Consider the following 18,026-nt stretch of genomic DNA (forward strand, 5'->3'; position numbering starts at 1 on the left):
AAAGGTGTGCAGAAGTAGAACGTGTATCAGTTCTCTTGAGTTCAATGGGCGCCCGGAGGACGAGTCATGGCCGCTGAACCCGTCATCGTCGAAGCAGTGCGCAGCCCCATCGGCAAGCGTGGAGGGGCCCTTGCCAACCTCCATCCCGCCTACCTGCTGGGGGAGACCTTCCGCGAGCTGCTCGCCCGTACCGGGGTCCAGCCCGACGTCGTCGAGCAGATCGTCAGCGGGACGGTCACCCACGCGGGCGAGCAGTCCATGAACCCGGCGCGCAACGCCTGGCTCGCCATGGGCCTGCCCTACGAGGTGGCCGCGACCACCGTCGACTGCCAGTGCGGCTCCTCGCAGCAGGCCAACCACATGGTCGCCAACATGGTGCAGGCGGGCGTCATCGACGTCGGCATCGCCTGCGGCGTCGAGTCCATGAGCCGGGTGCCGCTGGGCAGCGGCTCGGCCGGCGGCCCCGGGCGGCCGTTCCCGGACGAGTGGAACGTCGACCTGCCCAACCAGTTCGAGGCCGCCGAGCGCATCGCCCGCCGCCGCGGCATCACCCGCGCCGACGTCGACCGGCTCGGCCTGCAGTCGCAGCAACGCGCCGCCGAGGCCTGGGCGGAGGAGCGCTTCAAGCGGGAGACCTACGCCGTGCAGGTGCCCACGACCGAGCCCGAACAGCTCGCCGGGCAGGGCATGTGGCGGCTGTTCGACCGGGACGAGGGGCTGCGCGACACCTCGGCCGAGGCCCTGGCCGGGCTGCGGCCGGTGATGCCCACCGCCATCCACACCGCGGGCAACTCCTCGCAGATCTCGGACGGCGCGGCGGCCGTCATGTGGGCCTCGCGCCGCGCCGCGCGCGCCCTCGGGCTCACCCCGCGCGCCCGCATCGTCGCCCAGGCCGTCGTCGGCACCGACCCGCACTTCCACCTGGACGGGCCGATCGACGCCACCCGGGCCGTCCTCGGCAAGGCCGGGATGCGCCTCTCCGACATGGATCTGGTCGAGATCAACGAGGCGTTCGCCTCCGTCGTCCTCTCCTGGGCGCAGGTCATGGACGCCGACATGGACCGGGTCAACGTCAACGGCGGCGCCATCGCGCTCGGCCACCCCGTCGGCTCCACCGGCGCCCGGCTGATCACCACGGCACTGCACGAACTGGAGCGCACGGGCAAGGAGTTCGCGCTGGTCACCATGTGCGCCGGGGGCGCGCTGGCGACGGCGACGATCCTGCAGCGGCTGTAGCCGCCACCGCCCGGGCCGCCGCGCCCAGTTGGTGCGGGCCGTCAGTTGGTGCGGGCCGGGCGCAGCAGGGTTTCGCTGCCCACGGGGACGAAGCCGGCTGCCAGGAACGCCCGCAGCGAGCGGGCGTTGCCGGGGGAGACCGCGGCGAACACCGGCTCCCCCTGCGGGACCAGCGCCAGGGCGTCCGCCAGCAGCGACCGGCCGGCGCCCGCCGCGGAGCCCGGATCGTCCACCTCGATGCTCAACTCGCGCCGCCCGGCCAGCCCTTGGGCCAGCGTGACATAGCCGCGCGCGTCCCCGTACACCTCGACCCGGGTGCGCACGGCGCGGGCATAGCGTACCCGGGGGTGTTGCTCGACATCCCGACGGAGCGTCAATCTGCTTGTGCTGTGCGGTACTCGGGTGCCACGGGCGACCAGGACCACGTCGATCTCGCCGATGGTGCCCTGTGGCCCGGCCAGCCAGCGCAGGAAGTCCGGCGCCAGCGAGCCGCCGAAGCCGTTGGGGCCCTGGGCGCGCACCGCCGCCTCGGGCAGGTCGGTGGCCACCACGGCGTGACCGGTGAACGCCACCGAGCACTCGATGCCGCGCCCCAGCCCCGGCAGCACCGTCACCGCGCCGTCCACCGGCGGGAACCGGCCGTCCGCCGCGTCCAGCAGCAGCCGCAGCAGCGGGTGCGGGCGATCGCCGGGCCCGGATGCGGTGGTCGCCGTGCTGTCGTTCATGCCGGCAGCCGCTCCAGGAAGGCGAGCAGCGCGGCATCGAAGGCATCGGCCCGCTCCAGGTTGGGCATGTGCGCCGCGCCCTCGACCACCACCAGGGTGGAGTCCGGCAGCTGCTCGTGCATGTACTCGGCGTCGCTCACCGGGGTGTACGCGTCGTCCGCGCCGACCACGACCAACGCGGGCACGGCCACCTCGGCCAGCAGCGCGCAGTAGTCCGGGCGCTCGGCCCGCCCGCGCAGCGCCGCAGCCGCGCCCTGCGGCGGCGCGGACCGCATCATCCGCAGGACGTGCTCGGCGACCCCGGGCAGCTCGGCGACGTTGTACGGGGCGACCATCCGGTCGATCACCTCGCCCGCGTAGCCGTCCATGCCCTCGCGCAGCAGCCGGTCGGCCATCTCGTTGCGGGCGGCCCTGCCCTCCGGCGTCTCGGCCCGGGGGAAGGTGTCGGCCAGGACCAGGGCGGCGGCCCGCTCCGGGAACAGCCGGTAGAACTCCATGACGATCTGGCCGCCCATGGACAGGCCGCCGACGACCGCCCGCGCCAGCCGCAGGTGATCCATCAGGGCGGCGGTGTCCCGGGCGAACGCCTCCAGCGGGGTGACCCCGGGGACGACCTGGCTCTCGCCGTATCCGCGCAGGTCGGCGGTGATCACCCGGTAGCCGGCCGCGGTGAGCCGGGCGGCCTGCGGCGCCCACATCGTCCGGTCGAAGGGGTGGCCGTGGACCAGCACGACCGGGGCGCCGTCGCGGTCGCCCTGGTCGTCGTAGGCGAGGGTGACGCCGTTCACTGCTGCGGTGGCCATGCTGATCATCGTAAGGACGGCCGCGCGTGCCGACCAAACGGTCAGCGGCTGCTGTCCCCTCAGCGCCTGCGGCGGCTCTGCAGGAAGCCGATGGCGGCGACGAAGGCGATGATCACCGCGCCGAGCACCCACCCGGCGGCCTTGGAGTTCTTGTGCGGCCCGGGGGCCACGCCGGGCGCGGAGGCGCCGGGGCTGGGGCTGGTGCTGTCGGCGCTCGCGCTGGGGGCGGAGAGGGCGGCGGCGGGCCGGACGGCACCGGGTGCGGTCGCCGGAGCGGTGGCGGCCCGGGCAGGCGCGGTTGCGGTTGCGGTTGCGGCGAGGGCGGGCGCGGCCGGGACCGCGAGCAGGGCGGCGGTCAGCGCGACAGCGCCCAGGCGGGCGGCGGTGAGCATGGCGGGTGAGCCTTTCCAGGAGCGGTGGGGCCCTCGACATGGGGCCCTGCCGGACGCGACCGGGTCGCCCGGTCACTGTACTGGCCGCCCCCCGCACGCCGCCCTGCGCGCGCCGCCCGGGTCGGTCCGGGCGGGCGCGGGCGACGCTCGGCCTGCGGATGCTCCCGCGCCGGGCGCGGGTCAGAGTGCTCGGTGGTGGACCGGGTCCGTGCCCGGGACCTCCTCGGCGAGGCCGGTCTTGACCAGCCGCCGCAGGTGGGCGGCGGCCTCGGACAGGGCCAGGTGGCGGGCCAGGAATCCCAGCTCCTCCCAGGGCCGGTTCCAGTGCATGCCCTGTGCGGCCTGCCAGAGTGTCAGTGGGCCGTGCTTGAGTTGTGCGTGCAGCTCGGCCAGCCGGTCCGCGTGGTGGTCGAGCAGCGCGCGGACGCGTGCGGGCGCGTCCGTGAAGCGGTACTGGTGCGCCGGCAGGACCTCCTCCGGCGCCAGGGCGGCGATGCGTTCCAGCGAGTCCAGGTAGTCGCCGAGGGGGTCGGTGGGCTCGTCGCCGGGGTTCTCCGGATACAGGCTGACCACGGGGCTGATCGTGGGGAGGAGGTGGTCGCCGGACAGCAGACGGCTGGGGTGGCCGGGTTCGTCCAGGTAGAGGCAGACATGGCCGGGGGTGTGGCCGGGGGTCCACAGGACGCGTACCTCGCGCCCGGGGACGCCGGCGGACTCGCCGTGCACGAGTTCGCGGTCGGGCAGGGCGCCGGCGAGGGCGACGCCGGTGCGTCCCGGGCTGCCGCCGAGGCCCCTGAGGGCTCTCAGGTGCTCCTCCGGCACGCCCGCGCCGCGCATCGAGTGCGCCATCCGGTCGCCCCAGCGGGCGGCGGGGATGCTCCCGATCGCCCGGACCACGGCGGCCTCCGCGCCGTGCATGGCGATCCATGCGCCGGACTCCTCCCGGACGTGCCCGGACAGGCCGTGGTGGTCGGGGTGGTGGTGGGTGACCAGCATGCCGTGCACGTCGGCGGGGGTGAATCCGGCCGCGCCGAGCCCGTCGGCGAGGGCGGTGCGCCCGCCGGGGTCGTCCCAGCCGGTGTCTACCAGGACCGGGCCGCGCCGGGTCTCCAGCGCGTACACCAGCGTGTAGCGCAGGGGGTTGTCCGGGATCGGGACGGGGATGCTCCACACCCCGCCGCCGAGGTCCCGGGCCCGGGGGAGGACGCGGGAGCGCCAGGCGAGCACCTCCGGGGCGGGCCCGCCCGGAACGGGGGCCGGGTCCGCCGGCCGTCCGGGGGCCGCCCCGGGGGTGCTCGGCGGCGGGGGCTGCTGCGTGCTCTGCTGCGGGGGCTGGTCCTGGGTGGGCACGGTGCCGTCCTCTCCCGCCACGCCGACGAGAACGCGTTCTGTCCACAGTGCAACTCGTCGGGGAGCCTACTGCATGGCCGTTGCCCCCGATAAGTAGAACTGGTATCAGTTCTATGCAGTGTCAGAGTTGACACCCCGTCAGTAGGGAGCCCGGGCATGACCGAGGTAGTGGAGTACAGCCAGCTCGTCATCGGCGGGGAACTGGTGGCCCCGGCCGGCGGGGAGGTCATCGAGGTGGTCTCCCCGCACAGCGAGGAGGTCATCGGCCGGGTTCCGCACGCCTCCCGCGCCGACGTCGACCGCGCCGTCGCCGTCGCCCGCCGGGCCTTCGACTCCGGCCCCTGGCCCCGGATGCCGCTGGAGGAGCGGCTGGCCGTGTGCGGGCGGATCAAGGACGGCATCGCGGCCCGCGCCGAGGAGACAGCGCGCTGTATCAGCTCCGAGAACGGCTCGCCCTACTCCTGGTCCATCCTCGCCCAGGCATACGGTCCGATGATGATCTGGGACTCGGCCATCGCCACCGCCCGGGGCTTCGCCTTCGAGGAGCACCGGGCCGGCGTGCTGAACCCGCTGCTGGTGCGCCGCGCCCCGGTCGGCGTCGTCGCCGCCGTCATCCCGTGGAACGTCCCGCAGTTCGTCGCGGCGGCCAAGCTCGCCCCGGCGCTGATCGCCGGCTGCGCGGTCGTGCTCAAGCCCTCGCCGGAGACCCCGCTGGACTCCTACATCCTCGCCGAGATCTGCCGTGACGCCGGTCTGCCGCAGGGGGTGCTCAGCATCCTGCCCGCCGACCGCGAGGTCAGCGAGTACCTGGTGGCGCACCCCGGCATCGACAAGATCTCCTTCACCGGCTCGGTCCCGGCCGGTAAGCGGATCATGGAGGTGGCGGCGCGCAACCTCACCCGGATCACCCTGGAGCTGGGCGGCAAGTCCGCCGCGCTGCTGCTGCCCGACGCCGATCTGGACGCCGCCGTCGACGGCCTCATGGGCTCCGCCTACATGAACAACGGTCAGGCGTGCGTGGCCCAGACCCGGATCCTGGTCGCCCGCAGCCGCTACCAGGAGACCGCCGAGCGGCTGGCCGCCGCGGTGGACGCGCTGGTCGTCGGCGATCCGCTGGCCGAGGCCACCCAGGTCGGCCCGCTGGTGGCGCGCCGCCAGCAGCAGCGCAGCCTGGACTACATCCGGATCGGCCAGGAGGAGGGCGCCAAGGTCCTCGCCGGGGGCGGGGTGCCCGCCGACCGGCCCACCGGCTGGTACGTCGAGCCGACGCTGCTGGGCGGCGTCGACAACCGGATGCGGGTCGCCCGGGAGGAGATCTTCGGCCCGGTCGTCTGCCTGATCGGGTACGAGGACGAGGCGGACGCGGTGCGGATCGCCAACGACTCCGACTACGGCCTGTCCGGCAGCGTCTGGTGCAGCGACGTCGAGCACGGCATCGACGTGGCCCGTCAGGTCCGCACCGGCACCTACTCGGTGAACACCTTCGGGCTGGACTTCAACGGCCCGTTCGGCGGCTTCAAGAACTCCGGCATCGGCCGCGAGTTCGGCCCCGAGGGCCTGACCGGGTTCCTGGAGTACCAGACCGTGCACCTCCCGCAGGGCTACCAGGCTCCGGAGAAGGCCCCGGAGCAGGCCCCGGCGCCGGAGGGGGAGGGGGAGGGGGTCTGATGGGCGACCGCTGGACGGTGCAGGTGGACCGGTCGGTGTGCATAGGCTCCGGCCTGTGCGCCGCCGCCGCCCCGGACGGCTTCCGGCTGGACGGGGCCCGCCAGTCGCACCCGGCCGAGGCCGAGACGGACGCCTCGGAGGCGCTGCTGGCCGCCGCCGAGGGCTGCCCGGTCGAGGCGATCACGCTGCTGCTGGCCGGGAGCGGCGAGCCGGTCTTCCCGCCGGAGGACTGACGGCTGAGCGAGGACCGCCGACGCCTCCGCGCCGCCGCCTACTCCCCGAGGAGCCGGCAGGCGGTCTCCAGGTCGATCCGGACCTGCGCGATCGACGCCCGGCCGGAGAGCCAGGTGACCAGGGCCGAGTGCCAGGTGTGCTCGATCACCCGGACGGCCGCGAGCTGTTCGCGGGTCGGCGGGCGGTCGAGCCCCATGGCGTCCGCGATCAGTGCCGTCGTCAGCCGGCTGACCTGGTCGACCTCGGCGCTCACCGAGCGGTCGGCGAAGGTCAGCGCCCTGACCATGGCCTCGGCCAGCTGCGGTTCGCGCTGCAGGCTGCGGAAGGTGCGCATGAGCGTCTCGGTGACCCGGGCGCCGGGCGTGTCGCCGAGCGGCGGGTGCTTGCGCACCGCGTCCTGGGTGAGCTGGAGCTGGTCCTGCATGGTCGCCACCAGCAGGTGCACCTTGGAGGGGAAGTACCGGTACAGCGTGCCCAGGGCCACGCCGGAGAGCTCGGCGACCTCGCGCATCTGCACGGCGTCGAAGCCGCCGCGCGAGGCCAGTTGCGCCGCGGCGTGCAGGATGCGCCTGCGGCGGGCCTCCTGCCGCTCGGTGAGCGGGGGTGCGGACGGTCTGGGGTTGGTGGTCACGTGCGATCCCCCGTCTGCCGGTGCCCTGGGACGAACGGGCGCCCGGTCTCCCGGGCCGCCCGGTGTTCGTCATGATGGCGCAGGAGGGCGGGGTGGCGCGAATCACCTGCCCTGCCACCAGGCGTTCCACTACGTGCCGGTAACCTCAAGTCTCCGGCGCTCCATCATTGGAACGTGTTCTAGATTACCCTGACTGGGGTGGCTGCCGGGAGTACGTGGGGCTGGTGGCGGTGGACGACGGCAGTGCTTTCAGCGGTTCCTGCAGGACTTTGTAGAGGAGACGACCCTAGGTGACCAGTGCTGCGCGGGACTCGGTGCCCGCTGACCGGCCCCTGCGGATCGCCCTGCTCTCCTACAAGGGCAACCCCTTCTGCGGCGGCCAGGGCGTCTACGTCCGCCACCTGTCGCGCGAACTCGCCCGGCTGGGCCACGACGTCGAGGTCCTCGGCGGCCAGCCCTACCCGGTGCTGGACCCGGTCGACGGCGACGCGTCCGGACGCCTCGGCTTCACCAAGATCGCCAGCATGGACCTCTACCGGAGCCCCGACCCGTTCCGCAACCCGCGACCGGGCGAGTTCCGCGGCCCGGTCGACCTGCTGGAGTACGCCACCATGCGCACCGGCGGCTTCCCCGAGCCGCTGACCTTCAGCCTGCGCGCCCGCCGCCACCTGGCCCTGCACCGCGGCCGCTTCGACGTCGTCCACGACAACCAGACCCTCGGCTACGGCCTGCTCGGCCTGGACCGGATCGGCTTCCCGCTGGTCACCACCATCCACCACCCGGTCACCGTCGACCGCGAGCTGGAGCTGGCCGCCGCCCACGGCATCACCAAGCAGCTCTCGGTGCGCCGCTGGTACGGCTTCACCCGGATGCAGAAGCGGGTGGCCCGGCGGCTGGACTCGGTGCTGACGGTCTCGCAGAGCTCCGGCCGGGAGATCACCGAACACCTCGGCGTCCGCCCGGAGCGGGTGCACGTGGTGCCGATCGGCGCCGACGTACGGCTGTGGTCGCCGGACCCGTCGGTCGCCGAGGTCCCCGGACGGATCGTCACCACCTCGAGCGCGGACGTCCCGCTCAAGGGCCTGATCCACCTGGTCGAGGCGCTCGCCAAGGTCCGCACCGAGCGGGACGCGCACCTGGTCGTCGTCGGCAGGCGCCGCGAGGACGGGCCGGTCGCCGAGGCCATCCGGCGGCTGGGCCTGGAGGGCGCGGTCGAGTTCCGCGGCGGCATCGACGACGCGGCCTTCGTCGACCTGGTCCGCAGCGCCCAGGTGGCCTGCGTCCCCTCCCTGTACGAGGGCTTCTCGCTGCCCGCCGCCGAGGCCATGGCCACCGGCACGCCCCTGGTCGCCAGCACCGGCGGGGCCATCCCCGAGGTCGCCGGGCCCGACGGCGAGACCTGCCTGGCCGTGCCCCCGGCCGACCCGAGCGCGCTCGCCGCCGCCCTGGGACGGCTGCTGGACGACCCCGGGCTGCGCCGCCGCATCGGCGCGGCCGGGCGGCAACGCGTCCTGGACCGCTTCACCTGGGAGCGGGCGGCGGAACTCACCGCCGAGCGCTACCGCGAGGCGATCGCCACCGGAGCCGGGCAACGGGCCCGGTCGGGCGACGGCTGGCGCTACGTGTAGTCCCGGCCCGCGCAGCCCCGCGCCCGTCCGCCCTCCCCTCCGTGCCGTGACCGCAGCCGCACCGCCTTGCCCGTCGAAGTGAATGGAGTCCCACGACCGTGCTGACCGTCGACTTCTCCCGATTCCCGATCGCCCCCGGCGACCGGGTGCTCGACCTGGGCTGCGGTGGCGGCCGACACGCCTTCGAGGTGTACCGGCGCGGCGGCCGGGTCGTCGCCCTGGACCGCAGCGCCGAGGAGATCCGCGAGGTCAAGCGCTGGTTCGCGGCCATGGAGCAGGAGGGCGAGGCCCCGGCCGGCGCCGCCGCCGTGGCCATGGAGGGCGACGCGCTGGCGCTGCCCTTCCCGGACGACAGCTTCGACAAGGTCATCATCTCCGAGGTGATGGAGCACATCCCGGACGACAAGGGCGTCCTGGCCGAGATGGTCCGGGTGCTCAAGCCGGGCGGATCCATCGCCGTCACCGTGCCGCGCTGGCTCCCGGAGAAGATCTGCTGGGCGCTCTCCGACGCCTACCACGAGGTCGAGGGCGGCCACATCCGCATCTACCGCGGCGACGAGCTGGTCGAGAAGATGCGCGAGGCCGGGCTCACCCCCTACGGGCAGCACCACGCGCACGCGCTGCACTCGCCGTACTGGTGGATCAAGTGCGCCATGGGCGTCGACAACGACCAGGCGCTCCCGGTGAAGGCCTACCACCAGCTGCTGGTCTGGGACATCGTCGGCACCCCCGTCGTCAGCCGGCTCACCCGCGCCGCCGAGGCCGCGCTGAACCCGCTGATCGGCAAGAGCTTCGTGGCCTACGCGACCAAGCCGCAGAACCGCGCGTCCGGCACGGCCGCCGGGCTCGACGCCCCCGAGGGGCTCGGGTGACGGCGGGCACGGGCCCCGTCGCCGTCCCCGAGGTCCTGGTCCTGCCCGGGGTCCTGGACGCCGGGCAGGCCGCCGCGACCGTCCGCAGCATCCTCGCGGACCAGCGCGCCGACGGAGCCATCCCCTGGTTCACCGGCGGGCACCTCGACCCCTGGGACCACACCGAGGCCGCCATGGCGCTCGACGTCGCGGGCGAGCACGCCGCCGCCGAAGCCGCCTACCGCTGGCTGATGCGTCATCAGAACCCGGATGGCTCCTGGTACTCCGCCTACACCGACGGCGTGGTGACCGACCGCAGCCGGGAGTCCAACTTCTGCGCCTACATCGCCGTCGGCGCCTGGCACCACCACCTCACCACCGGCGACGACGCCTTCCTGGAGGAGGTGTGGCCCACGGTCGTCCGCGCCATGGGCTTCGTCGTCGACCTCCAGCGCACCGACGGCACCGTTGCCTGGCGCCGCGACGAGGACGGCACCGCCCCCGAGGAGGCGCTGCTCACGGGCAGCTCCAGCGTCCACCACGCGCTGCGCTGCGCGCTGGCCATCGCCGACTACCTCGAAGAACCGCAGCCCGACTGGGAGTTGGCGGCCGGTCAGCTGGGCCACGCGATCGCCTGCCACCCCGAGCGGTTCCTCGACAAGGACCGCTACTCCATGGACTGGTACTACCCCGTCCTGGGCACGGCGCTGCGCGGGGTCGCCGCCAAGGAGCGGATCGAGCGCGACTGGGACCGCTTCGTCGTCCCCGGCCTGGGCGTGCGCTGCGTGGACGACCGGCCCTGGGTCACCGGCGGCGAGAGCGCCGAACTGGCCCTGGCGCTCTGGGCGGTGGGCCAGTCCGACCGCGCCGTGGAGATCCTCCGCTCCATCCAGCACCTCCGCCACACGGACGGCGGCTACTGGACGGGCTTCGTCTTCGAGGACGACGCGGTCTGGCCCGAGGAGCGCACCACCTGGACGGCGGGCGCGCTGCTGCTCGCGGTGGCCGCGCTCGGCGGTGACGAGGCGACCACCACGGTGTTCGGCGGCGACGGCCTGCCCGCGGGCCTGGCCGACGACTGCTGCGTCCAGGAAGCCCAGGGCTAGGCCCGGTTGGCGGTCTGGTGGATGCCGTTGCCGACAGCGGCATACACCAGCGCCGGGATGCCGAAGACCAGCAGGGCGTGCAGCTTGTTGTTGTGGACGCCGTCGAAGAGGCTCCTCGACCACGTCGCAAGCCAGTCGGCCGCCTGCTGGAACCAGTGCACGACACTGTTCCCAGTGCTGGCGTCAAAGAGGTAGAGGACGATCCAGGCGACCAGTATCAGTGCCGCCAGGTTGGCTGCTAGTGCGATCAGACGGGTTAGTCCACTCATGGCAGTCGCTTGCCCGCCACCACCGGCCGGAAACCGTACGGGGGCTGTCAGTGGCGGCTGTTCACGTCCGTCAGGCAGCCGGGGGCGCAACGCCGGTCCGGTCAGAGCACCAGCTCCGCCAGGGCGCGCAGAGTGCCCGGGTCGCGGGCGGTGACCAGCAGGTCGGTCACCGGGCCGGTCCGCCACGCCTCCAGCCGTTCGGCGATCCGCTCGCGCGGCCCGACCAGGGAGATCTCGTCGGCGAACGCGGCCGGGACGGCGGCGACCGCCTCCGCCTGCCTCCCGGCCAGGAACAGCTCCTGGATGCGGCGGGCCTCGGCCTCGTACCCCATCCGGGCCATCAGGTCCGCGTGGAAGTTGCGTCCGCGGGCGCCCATGCCGCCGATGTAGAAGCCGAGCATGGCCTGGATCGGCGCCAGTCCGGCCGCGACGTCGTCGCAGACCCGGGCCTGGACCAACGGGGCGACGGTGAAGCCGGGACCGGCGGCGGCCAGGGCGTCGGCGTGCGCGTCGGCGTGCTCGGGGGAGAAGTACAGCGGCAGCCAGCCGTCGGCGATGCGCGCGGTCTGGGCGATGTTCCTGGGGCCCTCGGCCCCGAGCAGGATCGGCAGGTCCGCGCGCAGCGGGTGCAGGATCGGCTTCAGCGGCTTGCCCAGACCGGTGCCGTCGGCGCCGGTGTAGGGCAGCGGGTGGTAGGCGCCGTCCAGGGCCACCGGTCGCTCCCGGCGCAGCACTTGGCGGACCACATCGACGTACGCACGGACCGAGCTGAGCGGGGAGCGCGGAAAGGGGCGGCCGTACCAGCCCTCGACGACCTGCGGCCCGGACAGGCCCAGGCCCAGCATGAACCTGCCCCCGGACAGGTGGTCCAGGGTCATCGCGTGCATGGCGGTGGCCGTGGGTGTGCGGGCCGCCATCTGCGCCACGGCGGTGCCCAGTCGGATGCGGCTGGTGTGGGCGGCGATCCAGGTCAGCGGGGTGAAGGCGTCGGAGCCCCAGGCTTCGGCGGTCCACACCGAGTGGTAGCCCAGACGCTCGGCCTCCTGGGCGAGTTCGACGAACCCGGGCGTGGGCGCGGCGCCCCAGTAGCCGAGTGCGAGTCCGAGGCGCATGGCGCAGACCCCATTTCTGATGGTGTGTCAGATCACCGGGTCGAGCCTAGGCCGCGCACCGCCGGACCACAACGGCCGTGCGGGCCGGAACGGTTGCCGTCCCGGCCCGCACGTGCGGCAGCTGTGCGGGGTCAGCCGCGCTGAATCCCCGAGACGTCGGTGAGCAGGCCGCGCTTGCCCTCCTGGGTCTGGGTGAGCAGGGCGTCGCCCGCCTGGGCGATCGCCAGGTACCAGGTGCCCGGGACGAGTTCGCCGACCGGCGCCCCGCCCTGGCCCTGCTCGGGGGCCAGCGAACGGACCGCCGGGACGGCGAACCAGAACGGCGCGAAGGCGGGCGCGGCCGCTGCCGCCGGAGCGGCGTCGGCGGGCTGCGGCTGGGCCTGCGGCTGCGCGGCCAACTGCACCGTGGGGTTGGACACCGGCTCGGCGGCGGGCTCGTCCGGCGACCCGGCGCGGACCGGCTCGGCAGTGGCGGGCTCGGCGGCGGCCCGGTCGGCAGCAGGCTCGGCGCCGGACTCGGCGGCGGCCTCGGTCTCCGGCGCCGGCTCCGGCGTCACCGGCTTGAGCAGCGACGTCGGGCGGTCGGCCTGCGGGGCGGCGTCCTGCGGGGCCGCCGACTGCTGCGCCGCGGCGGCGGGTGCGGCGGGCGCGGCTGCCTCCGGGGACTGTGCGGCGGGCTGGCCCCCGAACGACGGCTGGCCGCCGTGGAACTGGCCGCCGAACGGCTGCCCCTGTTGCGGCTGGCCGTACCCGTAGCCGCCCGGCTGCCCCTCGGGCTGGTTGGCGCCCGGGGCCGGGTAGCCGTAGCCGCCGGCCTGGCCCGGGTGCCCGGCCTGCGGCGCGCCGAACGGCTGGCCGGGCTGGCCCTGCTGCACCGGTTGGCCGTGGAAGTACGCCCCCGGCTGCCCCTGCGGGTAACCGCCCGGCTGGCTCTGCGCGGGCGCCACCGGCACGGCCAGCGCCGGGACCAGCGGCGTCGCCACCGCCGCGCCCGCGGCGATCAGCGCGCCGAGGAAGCCGAGGAAGGCCCCCGCGCCGATGCCGACGTTGCCGTTACCGCTGAACAGGCCCCACAGCGCCGACCACAGCGCGGCGACGGTCAGCACGGTCCCCCAGTGGCTCACCTGGATGCCCACGACCTTGACGTCCACCGGGCGCAGCCGACCGGCGAGCACCAGCAGCGCACCTATGATCCCCAGCAGGAACACCGACGCCAGCAGCGTGATCCCGTCCGTGCTCCACGCGCTCTCGGAGCAGCTGGTGTTGGCGAGGGAGCACAGCGACGAGTTCACCGTGTAGTAGGGCAGGAACGAGGAGATCAGCAGCAGGAGAGCCGCAAACGCGAGCGCGGCGTCCCCCCTGGTAACGGTTCGGAGGTTCACCGAGTCGAGCCCTCTCGTGAGTGATGATGGTAAGACCGGCCATAGCGTACGGCGTGAGCGGTAAAGATAGTGCTAGCTGAGCAAGCGTGTCAGTTCGGGTGCAGCAGGAAGGCACTGAGGCCGGAGGCGATTCCCTGGGCGGCGCGCTGACGCCAGGCGGGCGAGGTCATCCGGCCCGCGTCCGTGGAGTTGCGCATGTTGCCGCACTCGATGAAGACCTTCGGCACGGTGGAGAGGTTGAGTCCGCCGAGATCGCTGCGGACGTCCAGGCCGGTCCCGTTGTTGATGTAGGTGGCGAAGGGCTCGCCGGTCGCGCTGTGGAACGCCGACCGCACGTCCAGGCCCAGCGTGCGCGAGGGCCCGACGATCGGTCCGGTGTCGGCCCCGCCGGCGTCCACCAGCGCGGGCAGGATCACATGGAAGCCGTACTGGTCGGCCCCGGCGCCGTCGCCGTGGATGGAGATCGCCGCGTCGGCGTGGGCCAGGTTGCCGATCGCCGCCCGCTGCGTGACGCACGGCCCCCAGGGCAGGTTGCCGTCCTGGGTGAAGACCACCTTCGCGCCCTCGGCCTCCAGCAGGGCACGGGCCCGCCGGGCGACGTCCAGGGTGAAGTCCGCCTCCGGGTATCCGGCGTCGGTCTCCGTGCCGGTGGTGTCGCACGCCTTGCTGCCGTTGCCGACCTTCACCAGCGCGTTGATCTGCGAGGGGTGCTGGTAGTTGTCGGGGTTGTGGCCCGGGTCGATCACCACGACCTTCCCGGCCAGCGGCAGCGCGGCGCTCCCGGCACCGGCCGAGGCCGACGCCGCGCCGGACGCCGTTCCCGCCACCGGTGCCTTGGCGGAAGCCGACGCGGATGCCGAGGCCGCCGCGTCGGAGCCCGACCGCCTGCTCGCCGACGCCCCGGCCGTGGACGCCACCGCGACCGTCCCCGAGCCGCCGCCCCCGCCGTGCAGCGCCCGCCAGCCCAGCCACCCGGCGAAGCAGACCGGCACCAGCGCGGCCAGGACGATCACCAGCGTGGCCGCGCGTATGCCGCGCTGCCGCCCGCCCGGCCCGCTGCCGGAACCGGAGTCGTAGCGGTCGGACGGACGGTCGGACGACTGGTCCAGGGGAGGATCGAGGGGAGAGTCGAAGGGCTGGTCAGATGGCATCCGCAGTCCTCGTCGGCAGGCCGTACTGCATGGCGATCGGCGTCCACAGGTCGATGAACGTGTTCTTGTCGGTGGTCGCCAGACCGCTCTGCGTACCGCCGTTGGCGTAGTCCGCGTTCTGCGGGGCGTTGCCGGGGGTGCAGCCGGAGGCGGCCAGGTCACCGGCCCAGGCCGCGTAGGCCGTGTCGGCGGCGGCCGACTCCGTCCACGCCTTGGCGAGCACCTGCACCGCGGCAGCCCCGCCCGGCACCTGCGTGACGTCCAGCGCGTCCAGCCGGCTCACCAGCGCCTGGCGCGCGGACGCCGCCTGGGTGAGGGCGGTCTGCGCCGCCGACACGTCGGCCGGGGTAGCGCACTGCGCCGCTGCCGCCACCGCGTCCACCACCTGCTGCCGGGACGACGAACTCTGCGCCAGCAGCTGGTCCACCGCTGCGGCCTCGGCCTGACCGCCGCCGGGGGAGGCGTTCGCCGAGCCGCTGGGCGCGGCGCTGCCCGAGCCGCCGCCGGGCGCACCGCCCGGCGCCCCCGGGGAGCCCTGGGCCGGGGCGCTGCCCGTCGCCGCGCCGACCGGCGGCCGGGAGCCGCTCGCGGCCGGGTGCCCGGACGAGCCGCTCGGCCCCAGCGCCCACACGGCGACCCCGCCCAGCAGGGCAGCCGCCACGATCACGGCCGCCACCAGCAGCGGCCTGCTGATCCGCCGCCCCGGCTCCTCGGCCGCCTGGACCGGTCCGGGCCCGGGCTGCGGGTACGGGTACCCGCCGGGCTGAGGGTAGAGGGGCGGTCGCTGCGGCTGGACGGCCTGGATCGGCTGCGCCGGATCCGGGCGGAACAGCGGCAGCCCGCCCCCGGCGGGCTCGTGCGGCCCGGCAGCCGGGGGAGGCGTCGGCAGCGACGGCGAGGCCGACAGGTACGGCCGGACCCTCGGCGGCTCGGGGATCCTCGGCAGCAGCGCCGTCGGCTCCTCGTCGCCCCCGCCGACCGGGCCGCCGGCGCTCTCCGACGACGACGGCTGCTCCGCCGAGGGCGAGGGCGCAGGCGCGGGCGACGGCGCGGGGACGCCCGGCCGCGCCGGGTCGCGGCGGCGCACCCAGCCGCCCGCGCCGTCGCGGGCCGACGGATCCCATACCGCCGGCGTGCTGTCTTCCGTGTCGGACACGACTGGACCTCACCCCTCTTACCCGCCCTGTTCCGGCCACGGTACCGAACCGCGCGTGCGGGGGCCCCGGGTTGGCCCAAGGTCGGGGTCAGTCCCGCCGGAGCACCCGCAGCGATCCGTGCACCGACACCTCGGTGAAGCCCTCGGCCAGCGCCCGCAGATAGATCCGGTACGGCGCCTGCCCGCCGTCCGCCGGGTCCGGGAAGACGTCGTGGACGACCAGCACCCCGCCCGGCGCCAGGTGCGGAACCCAGCCCTCGTAGTCGGCGGTGGCGTGCTCGTCGGTGTGCCCGCCGTCGACGAACACCAGCCCCAGCGGCGCCCCCCACACGGCCGCGACCTGCGGAGACCGCCCGACCAGCGCGATCACGTACGGCTCCAGCCCGGCGGCGTGCAGGGTCCGGCGGAACCGGGGCAGGGTGTCCATCAGGCCCACCTCCGGGTCGACCAGCGAGGCGTCGTGGTACTCCCAGCCGGGCTGCTGCTCCTCCGAGCCCCGGTGGTGGTCGACGGTCAGCGCCAGCGTCCCGGCCTGCCGGGCGGCGTCGGCGAGCAGGATCGTGGAGCGCCCGCAGTAGCTGCCGACCTCCAGCAGCGGCAGGCCCGTGCGCTGCGCGGCCTCGACGGCCGCCGCGTACAGCGCCAGCCCCTCGTCCACGGGCATGAAACCGGTCGCCGCCTCGAACGCCGCCAGCACCCCGGCCCCCGGCGACGGCGCCGCCGGTACCCCTGCCACCTGCGCCGTGTCCGTCATCCGCTGCTCTCCCTGGTCTGGTGCGCCTGTGAACGCCATGAGGACGTAGCCGTCCGAGTGGACCCTACTCGACGGTACGGATCACCACATCTCCCCCAGCCGCCCGACTCGGTGGACGGCAGCACGGCAGCAGGCCTGGTCACGGATACTGCTGGGCGACAGGTCCGGTCGGGGGAGAGGAGAGCTGATGAGTGGCGGGTTCGGGTTGGTGGTGCGGTTCGCGCTGCGCGATGCGGAGGCGGCGGCCGGGTTCGATGCGCTGGTGGCGCGGACGCTGCCGGAGATCGGGGCGCACGAACCGGGGACGCTCGTCTACACCGTGCACGCGGTGCCCGGTGAGCCGCTGCTGCGGATCTTCTACGAGCTGTACGCGGATCGGCGGGCGTTCGACGCGCACGAGGCGCAGCCGCACACCGTGCGGTTCCTGGCCGAGCGCGAGCAGTACCTGAGCGGCGTGGAGGTGACCTTCCTGGAGGCGGTGGCCGGTTCGGGCGGGCGGTGGCAGGAATCGTCATAGGCGTGTCATGGCAGCCAGGGACGCGGCGGCCGATGATGGACGGGTGAGCAGCCGACGCATCGTGTTCGTGGTCTTCCCGGACTTCCAGATCCTTGACCTGACCGGTCCGCACGAGGTGTTCGCGCAGGTCGGACGGTTGACCGAGGGCGGCGGCAGGGGCGTGGAGATCCACGTCGTGGCCGCCGCGCCCGGGCCGGTCGCCGCCACCGGCGGCATCGCGGTGCTGCCGACCGGGACGATCGACGAGGTCACCGGGCCGGTGGACACCCTGGTGGCGGTCGGCGGCAGGGGCGTGCTGTCGGCCTGCGAGGACAGCCGCCTGGTGGGCTGGTTCGGGCGGACCGCCGCCCGGGCCCGGCGTACCGCCTCGGTCTGCAGCGGGGCGTTCCTGCTGGCGGAGGCCGGGCTGCTGGACGGGCGGCGGGCGGTCACGCACTGGTCCAGGTGCGGGGAGCTGGCGCAGCGCTACCCCCGGATCACGGTCGATCCGGACCCGATCTTCATCCGCGACGGCGACGTCTGGACCTCGGCCGGGATCACCGCCGGTATCGACCTGGCACTGGCCATGGCCGAGGCCGACCACGGGCCGGAGCTGTCCCGGGCGGTCGCCCGGCAGCTGGTGATGTTCGTCCAACGCCCGGGCGGACAGGCCCAGTTCAGTACCCAGCTGGCGGCGCAGCGCCCGCCCCGGGCCCCGCTGCGCGAGCTGCAGGCCTGGCTGGCGGACCATCTGGACGCCGATCTGACGGTGCCCGCGCTGGCCGCGCGCGCCGCCATGAGCGAGCGCAACTTCGCCCGGGTGTTCCATGCGGAGACCGGCCGTACCCCGGCCGCCTACGTGGAGACCGCCCGGATCGAGGCCGCCCGCCGCCTGCTGGAGACCACCGACACCTCTATCGAGGCCATCGCCCGCAGTTGCGGCTTCGGCACGGTGGAGACCCTGCACCGCAGCTTCCGGCGGACCGTCCGGGCGACCCCGGCCGAGTACCGCCGCCGCTTCTCCTCCTCCGGCACCGGCTGAAGCCGACGCCGTCCCCACACCAACTCCGTTGTGCACGAAC

19 protein-coding genes are annotated in these 18,026 nt (G+C 74.4%); 8 read left to right on the forward strand and 11 right to left on the reverse strand.

Features of this window, described 5'->3' with window-relative positions:
- Positions 1-66 precede the first annotated feature (66 nt).
- Positions 67-1,236 (forward strand): steroid 3-ketoacyl-CoA thiolase, encoded by a 1,170-nt coding sequence (locus tag GXW83_RS07935; RefSeq protein ID WP_182442259.1) that lies wholly within the window; start codon positions 67-69, stop codon positions 1,234-1,236.
- 41 nt (positions 1,237-1,277) lie between these two features.
- Here the strand turns inward: GXW83_RS07935 and GXW83_RS07940 are convergent, their stop codons facing one another.
- From GXW83_RS07940 to GXW83_RS07955, 4 genes are all read right to left on the reverse strand, one after another.
- Positions 1,278-1,961 (reverse strand): hypothetical protein, encoded by a 684-nt coding sequence (locus GXW83_RS07940; RefSeq protein ID WP_182442261.1) that lies wholly within the window; start codon positions 1,959-1,961, stop codon positions 1,278-1,280.
- On the reverse strand, positions 1,958-2,764 hold the full coding sequence (locus GXW83_RS07945; protein WP_182442263.1) for an alpha/beta fold hydrolase: 807 nt from the start codon (positions 2,762-2,764) through the stop codon (positions 1,958-1,960). The genes GXW83_RS07940 and GXW83_RS07945 overlap by 4 nt, the downstream gene beginning before the upstream one ends.
- Positions 2,765-2,823: 59 nt before the next feature.
- Positions 2,824-3,156 carry a hypothetical protein gene (locus GXW83_RS07950; protein ID WP_182442264.1) on the reverse strand — a complete coding sequence of 111 codons (333 nt, stop codon included), beginning with the start codon at positions 3,154-3,156 and terminating at the stop codon, positions 2,824-2,826.
- Positions 3,157-3,336: 180 nt separating this feature from the next.
- On the reverse strand, positions 3,337-4,383 hold the full coding sequence (locus GXW83_RS07955; protein WP_225447453.1) for an MBL fold metallo-hydrolase: 1,047 nt from the start codon (positions 4,381-4,383) through the stop codon (positions 3,337-3,339).
- A 279-nt stretch (positions 4,384-4,662) separates the two neighbouring features.
- Between GXW83_RS07955 and GXW83_RS07960 the strand changes: the two genes are divergently transcribed.
- Both GXW83_RS07960 and GXW83_RS07965 read left to right on the forward strand, forming a co-directional pair.
- Entirely contained in the window at positions 4,663-6,174 is a 1,512-nt protein-coding gene (locus tag GXW83_RS07960; RefSeq protein WP_182442266.1) for an aldehyde dehydrogenase, read from the forward strand.
- Entirely contained in the window at positions 6,174-6,407 is a 234-nt protein-coding gene (locus GXW83_RS07965) for a ferredoxin (RefSeq protein WP_182442268.1), read from the forward strand. The genes GXW83_RS07960 and GXW83_RS07965 overlap by 1 nt, the downstream gene beginning before the upstream one ends.
- A gap of 38 nt (positions 6,408-6,445) precedes the next feature.
- On the opposite strand, the gene GXW83_RS07970 is transcribed toward GXW83_RS07965, so the two are convergent.
- Positions 6,446-7,039 (reverse strand): TetR family transcriptional regulator, encoded by a 594-nt coding sequence (locus tag GXW83_RS07970; RefSeq protein ID WP_182442270.1) that lies wholly within the window; start codon positions 7,037-7,039, stop codon positions 6,446-6,448.
- Between the two features lie 290 nt (positions 7,040-7,329).
- Between GXW83_RS07970 and GXW83_RS07975 the strand changes: the two genes are divergently transcribed.
- The 3 genes from GXW83_RS07975 to GXW83_RS07985 all read left to right on the forward strand — a co-directional run bounded on the left by GXW83_RS07975 (position 7,330) and on the right by GXW83_RS07985 (position 10,624).
- Positions 7,330-8,667, forward strand: a complete 1,338-nt coding sequence (locus GXW83_RS07975) for a glycosyltransferase family 4 protein (RefSeq protein WP_182442272.1) — start codon at positions 7,330-7,332, stop codon at positions 8,665-8,667.
- A 98-nt stretch (positions 8,668-8,765) separates the two neighbouring features.
- Positions 8,766-9,539 carry a class I SAM-dependent methyltransferase gene (locus tag GXW83_RS07980; RefSeq protein ID WP_182442274.1) on the forward strand — a complete coding sequence of 258 codons (774 nt, stop codon included), beginning with the start codon at positions 8,766-8,768 and terminating at the stop codon, positions 9,537-9,539.
- Complete coding sequence (locus GXW83_RS07985) at positions 9,536-10,624, forward strand: prenyltransferase (protein ID WP_182442277.1); 1,089 nt, start codon at positions 9,536-9,538, stop codon at positions 10,622-10,624. The genes GXW83_RS07980 and GXW83_RS07985 overlap by 4 nt, the downstream gene beginning before the upstream one ends.
- Here GXW83_RS07985 and GXW83_RS07990 read toward each other — a convergent pair.
- From GXW83_RS07990 to GXW83_RS08015, 6 genes are all read right to left on the reverse strand, one after another.
- Positions 10,621-10,893, reverse strand: a complete 273-nt coding sequence (locus tag GXW83_RS07990; RefSeq protein ID WP_182442278.1) for a hypothetical protein — start codon at positions 10,891-10,893, stop codon at positions 10,621-10,623. The genes GXW83_RS07985 and GXW83_RS07990 overlap by 4 nt on opposite strands.
- A 101-nt stretch (positions 10,894-10,994) precedes the next feature.
- Positions 10,995-12,005, reverse strand: coding sequence for an LLM class F420-dependent oxidoreductase (locus GXW83_RS07995; protein WP_182442280.1), 1,011 nt, complete (start codon positions 12,003-12,005; stop codon positions 10,995-10,997).
- Between the two features lie 131 nt (positions 12,006-12,136).
- A complete protein-coding gene (locus GXW83_RS35280; RefSeq protein WP_182442282.1) occupies positions 12,137-13,387 on the reverse strand; it encodes a hypothetical protein in 1,251 nt (416 codons plus the stop codon).
- A gap of 89 nt (positions 13,388-13,476) precedes the next feature.
- The gene (locus tag GXW83_RS08005; RefSeq protein WP_182442284.1) at positions 13,477-14,538 is read right to left on the reverse strand and encodes an N-acetylmuramoyl-L-alanine amidase; all 1,062 of its coding nucleotides are present in this window, start codon (positions 14,536-14,538) and stop codon (positions 13,477-13,479) included.
- Complete coding sequence (locus GXW83_RS08010; protein WP_182442286.1) at positions 14,528-15,694, reverse strand: hypothetical protein; 1,167 nt, start codon at positions 15,692-15,694, stop codon at positions 14,528-14,530. Before GXW83_RS08010 ends, GXW83_RS08005 begins: the two co-directional genes overlap by 11 nt.
- Before the next feature lie 88 nt (positions 15,695-15,782).
- Positions 15,783-16,448 (reverse strand): class I SAM-dependent methyltransferase, encoded by a 666-nt coding sequence (locus GXW83_RS08015; RefSeq protein ID WP_182442288.1) that lies wholly within the window; start codon positions 16,446-16,448, stop codon positions 15,783-15,785.
- 187 nt (positions 16,449-16,635) lie between these two features.
- Between GXW83_RS08015 and GXW83_RS08020 the strand changes: the two genes are divergently transcribed.
- Positions 16,636-16,965, forward strand: a complete 330-nt coding sequence (locus GXW83_RS08020; RefSeq protein ID WP_182442291.1) for a putative quinol monooxygenase — start codon at positions 16,636-16,638, stop codon at positions 16,963-16,965.
- A gap of 43 nt (positions 16,966-17,008) precedes the next feature.
- The gene (locus GXW83_RS08025; protein ID WP_225446834.1) at positions 17,009-17,986 is read left to right on the forward strand and encodes a GlxA family transcriptional regulator; all 978 of its coding nucleotides are present in this window, start codon (positions 17,009-17,011) and stop codon (positions 17,984-17,986) included.
- Positions 17,987-18,026 lie beyond the last annotated feature (40 nt).

This window comes from Streptacidiphilus sp. PB12-B1b (assembly GCF_014084125.1).
GTDB lineage: Bacteria > Actinomycetota > Actinomycetes > Streptomycetales > Streptomycetaceae > Streptacidiphilus.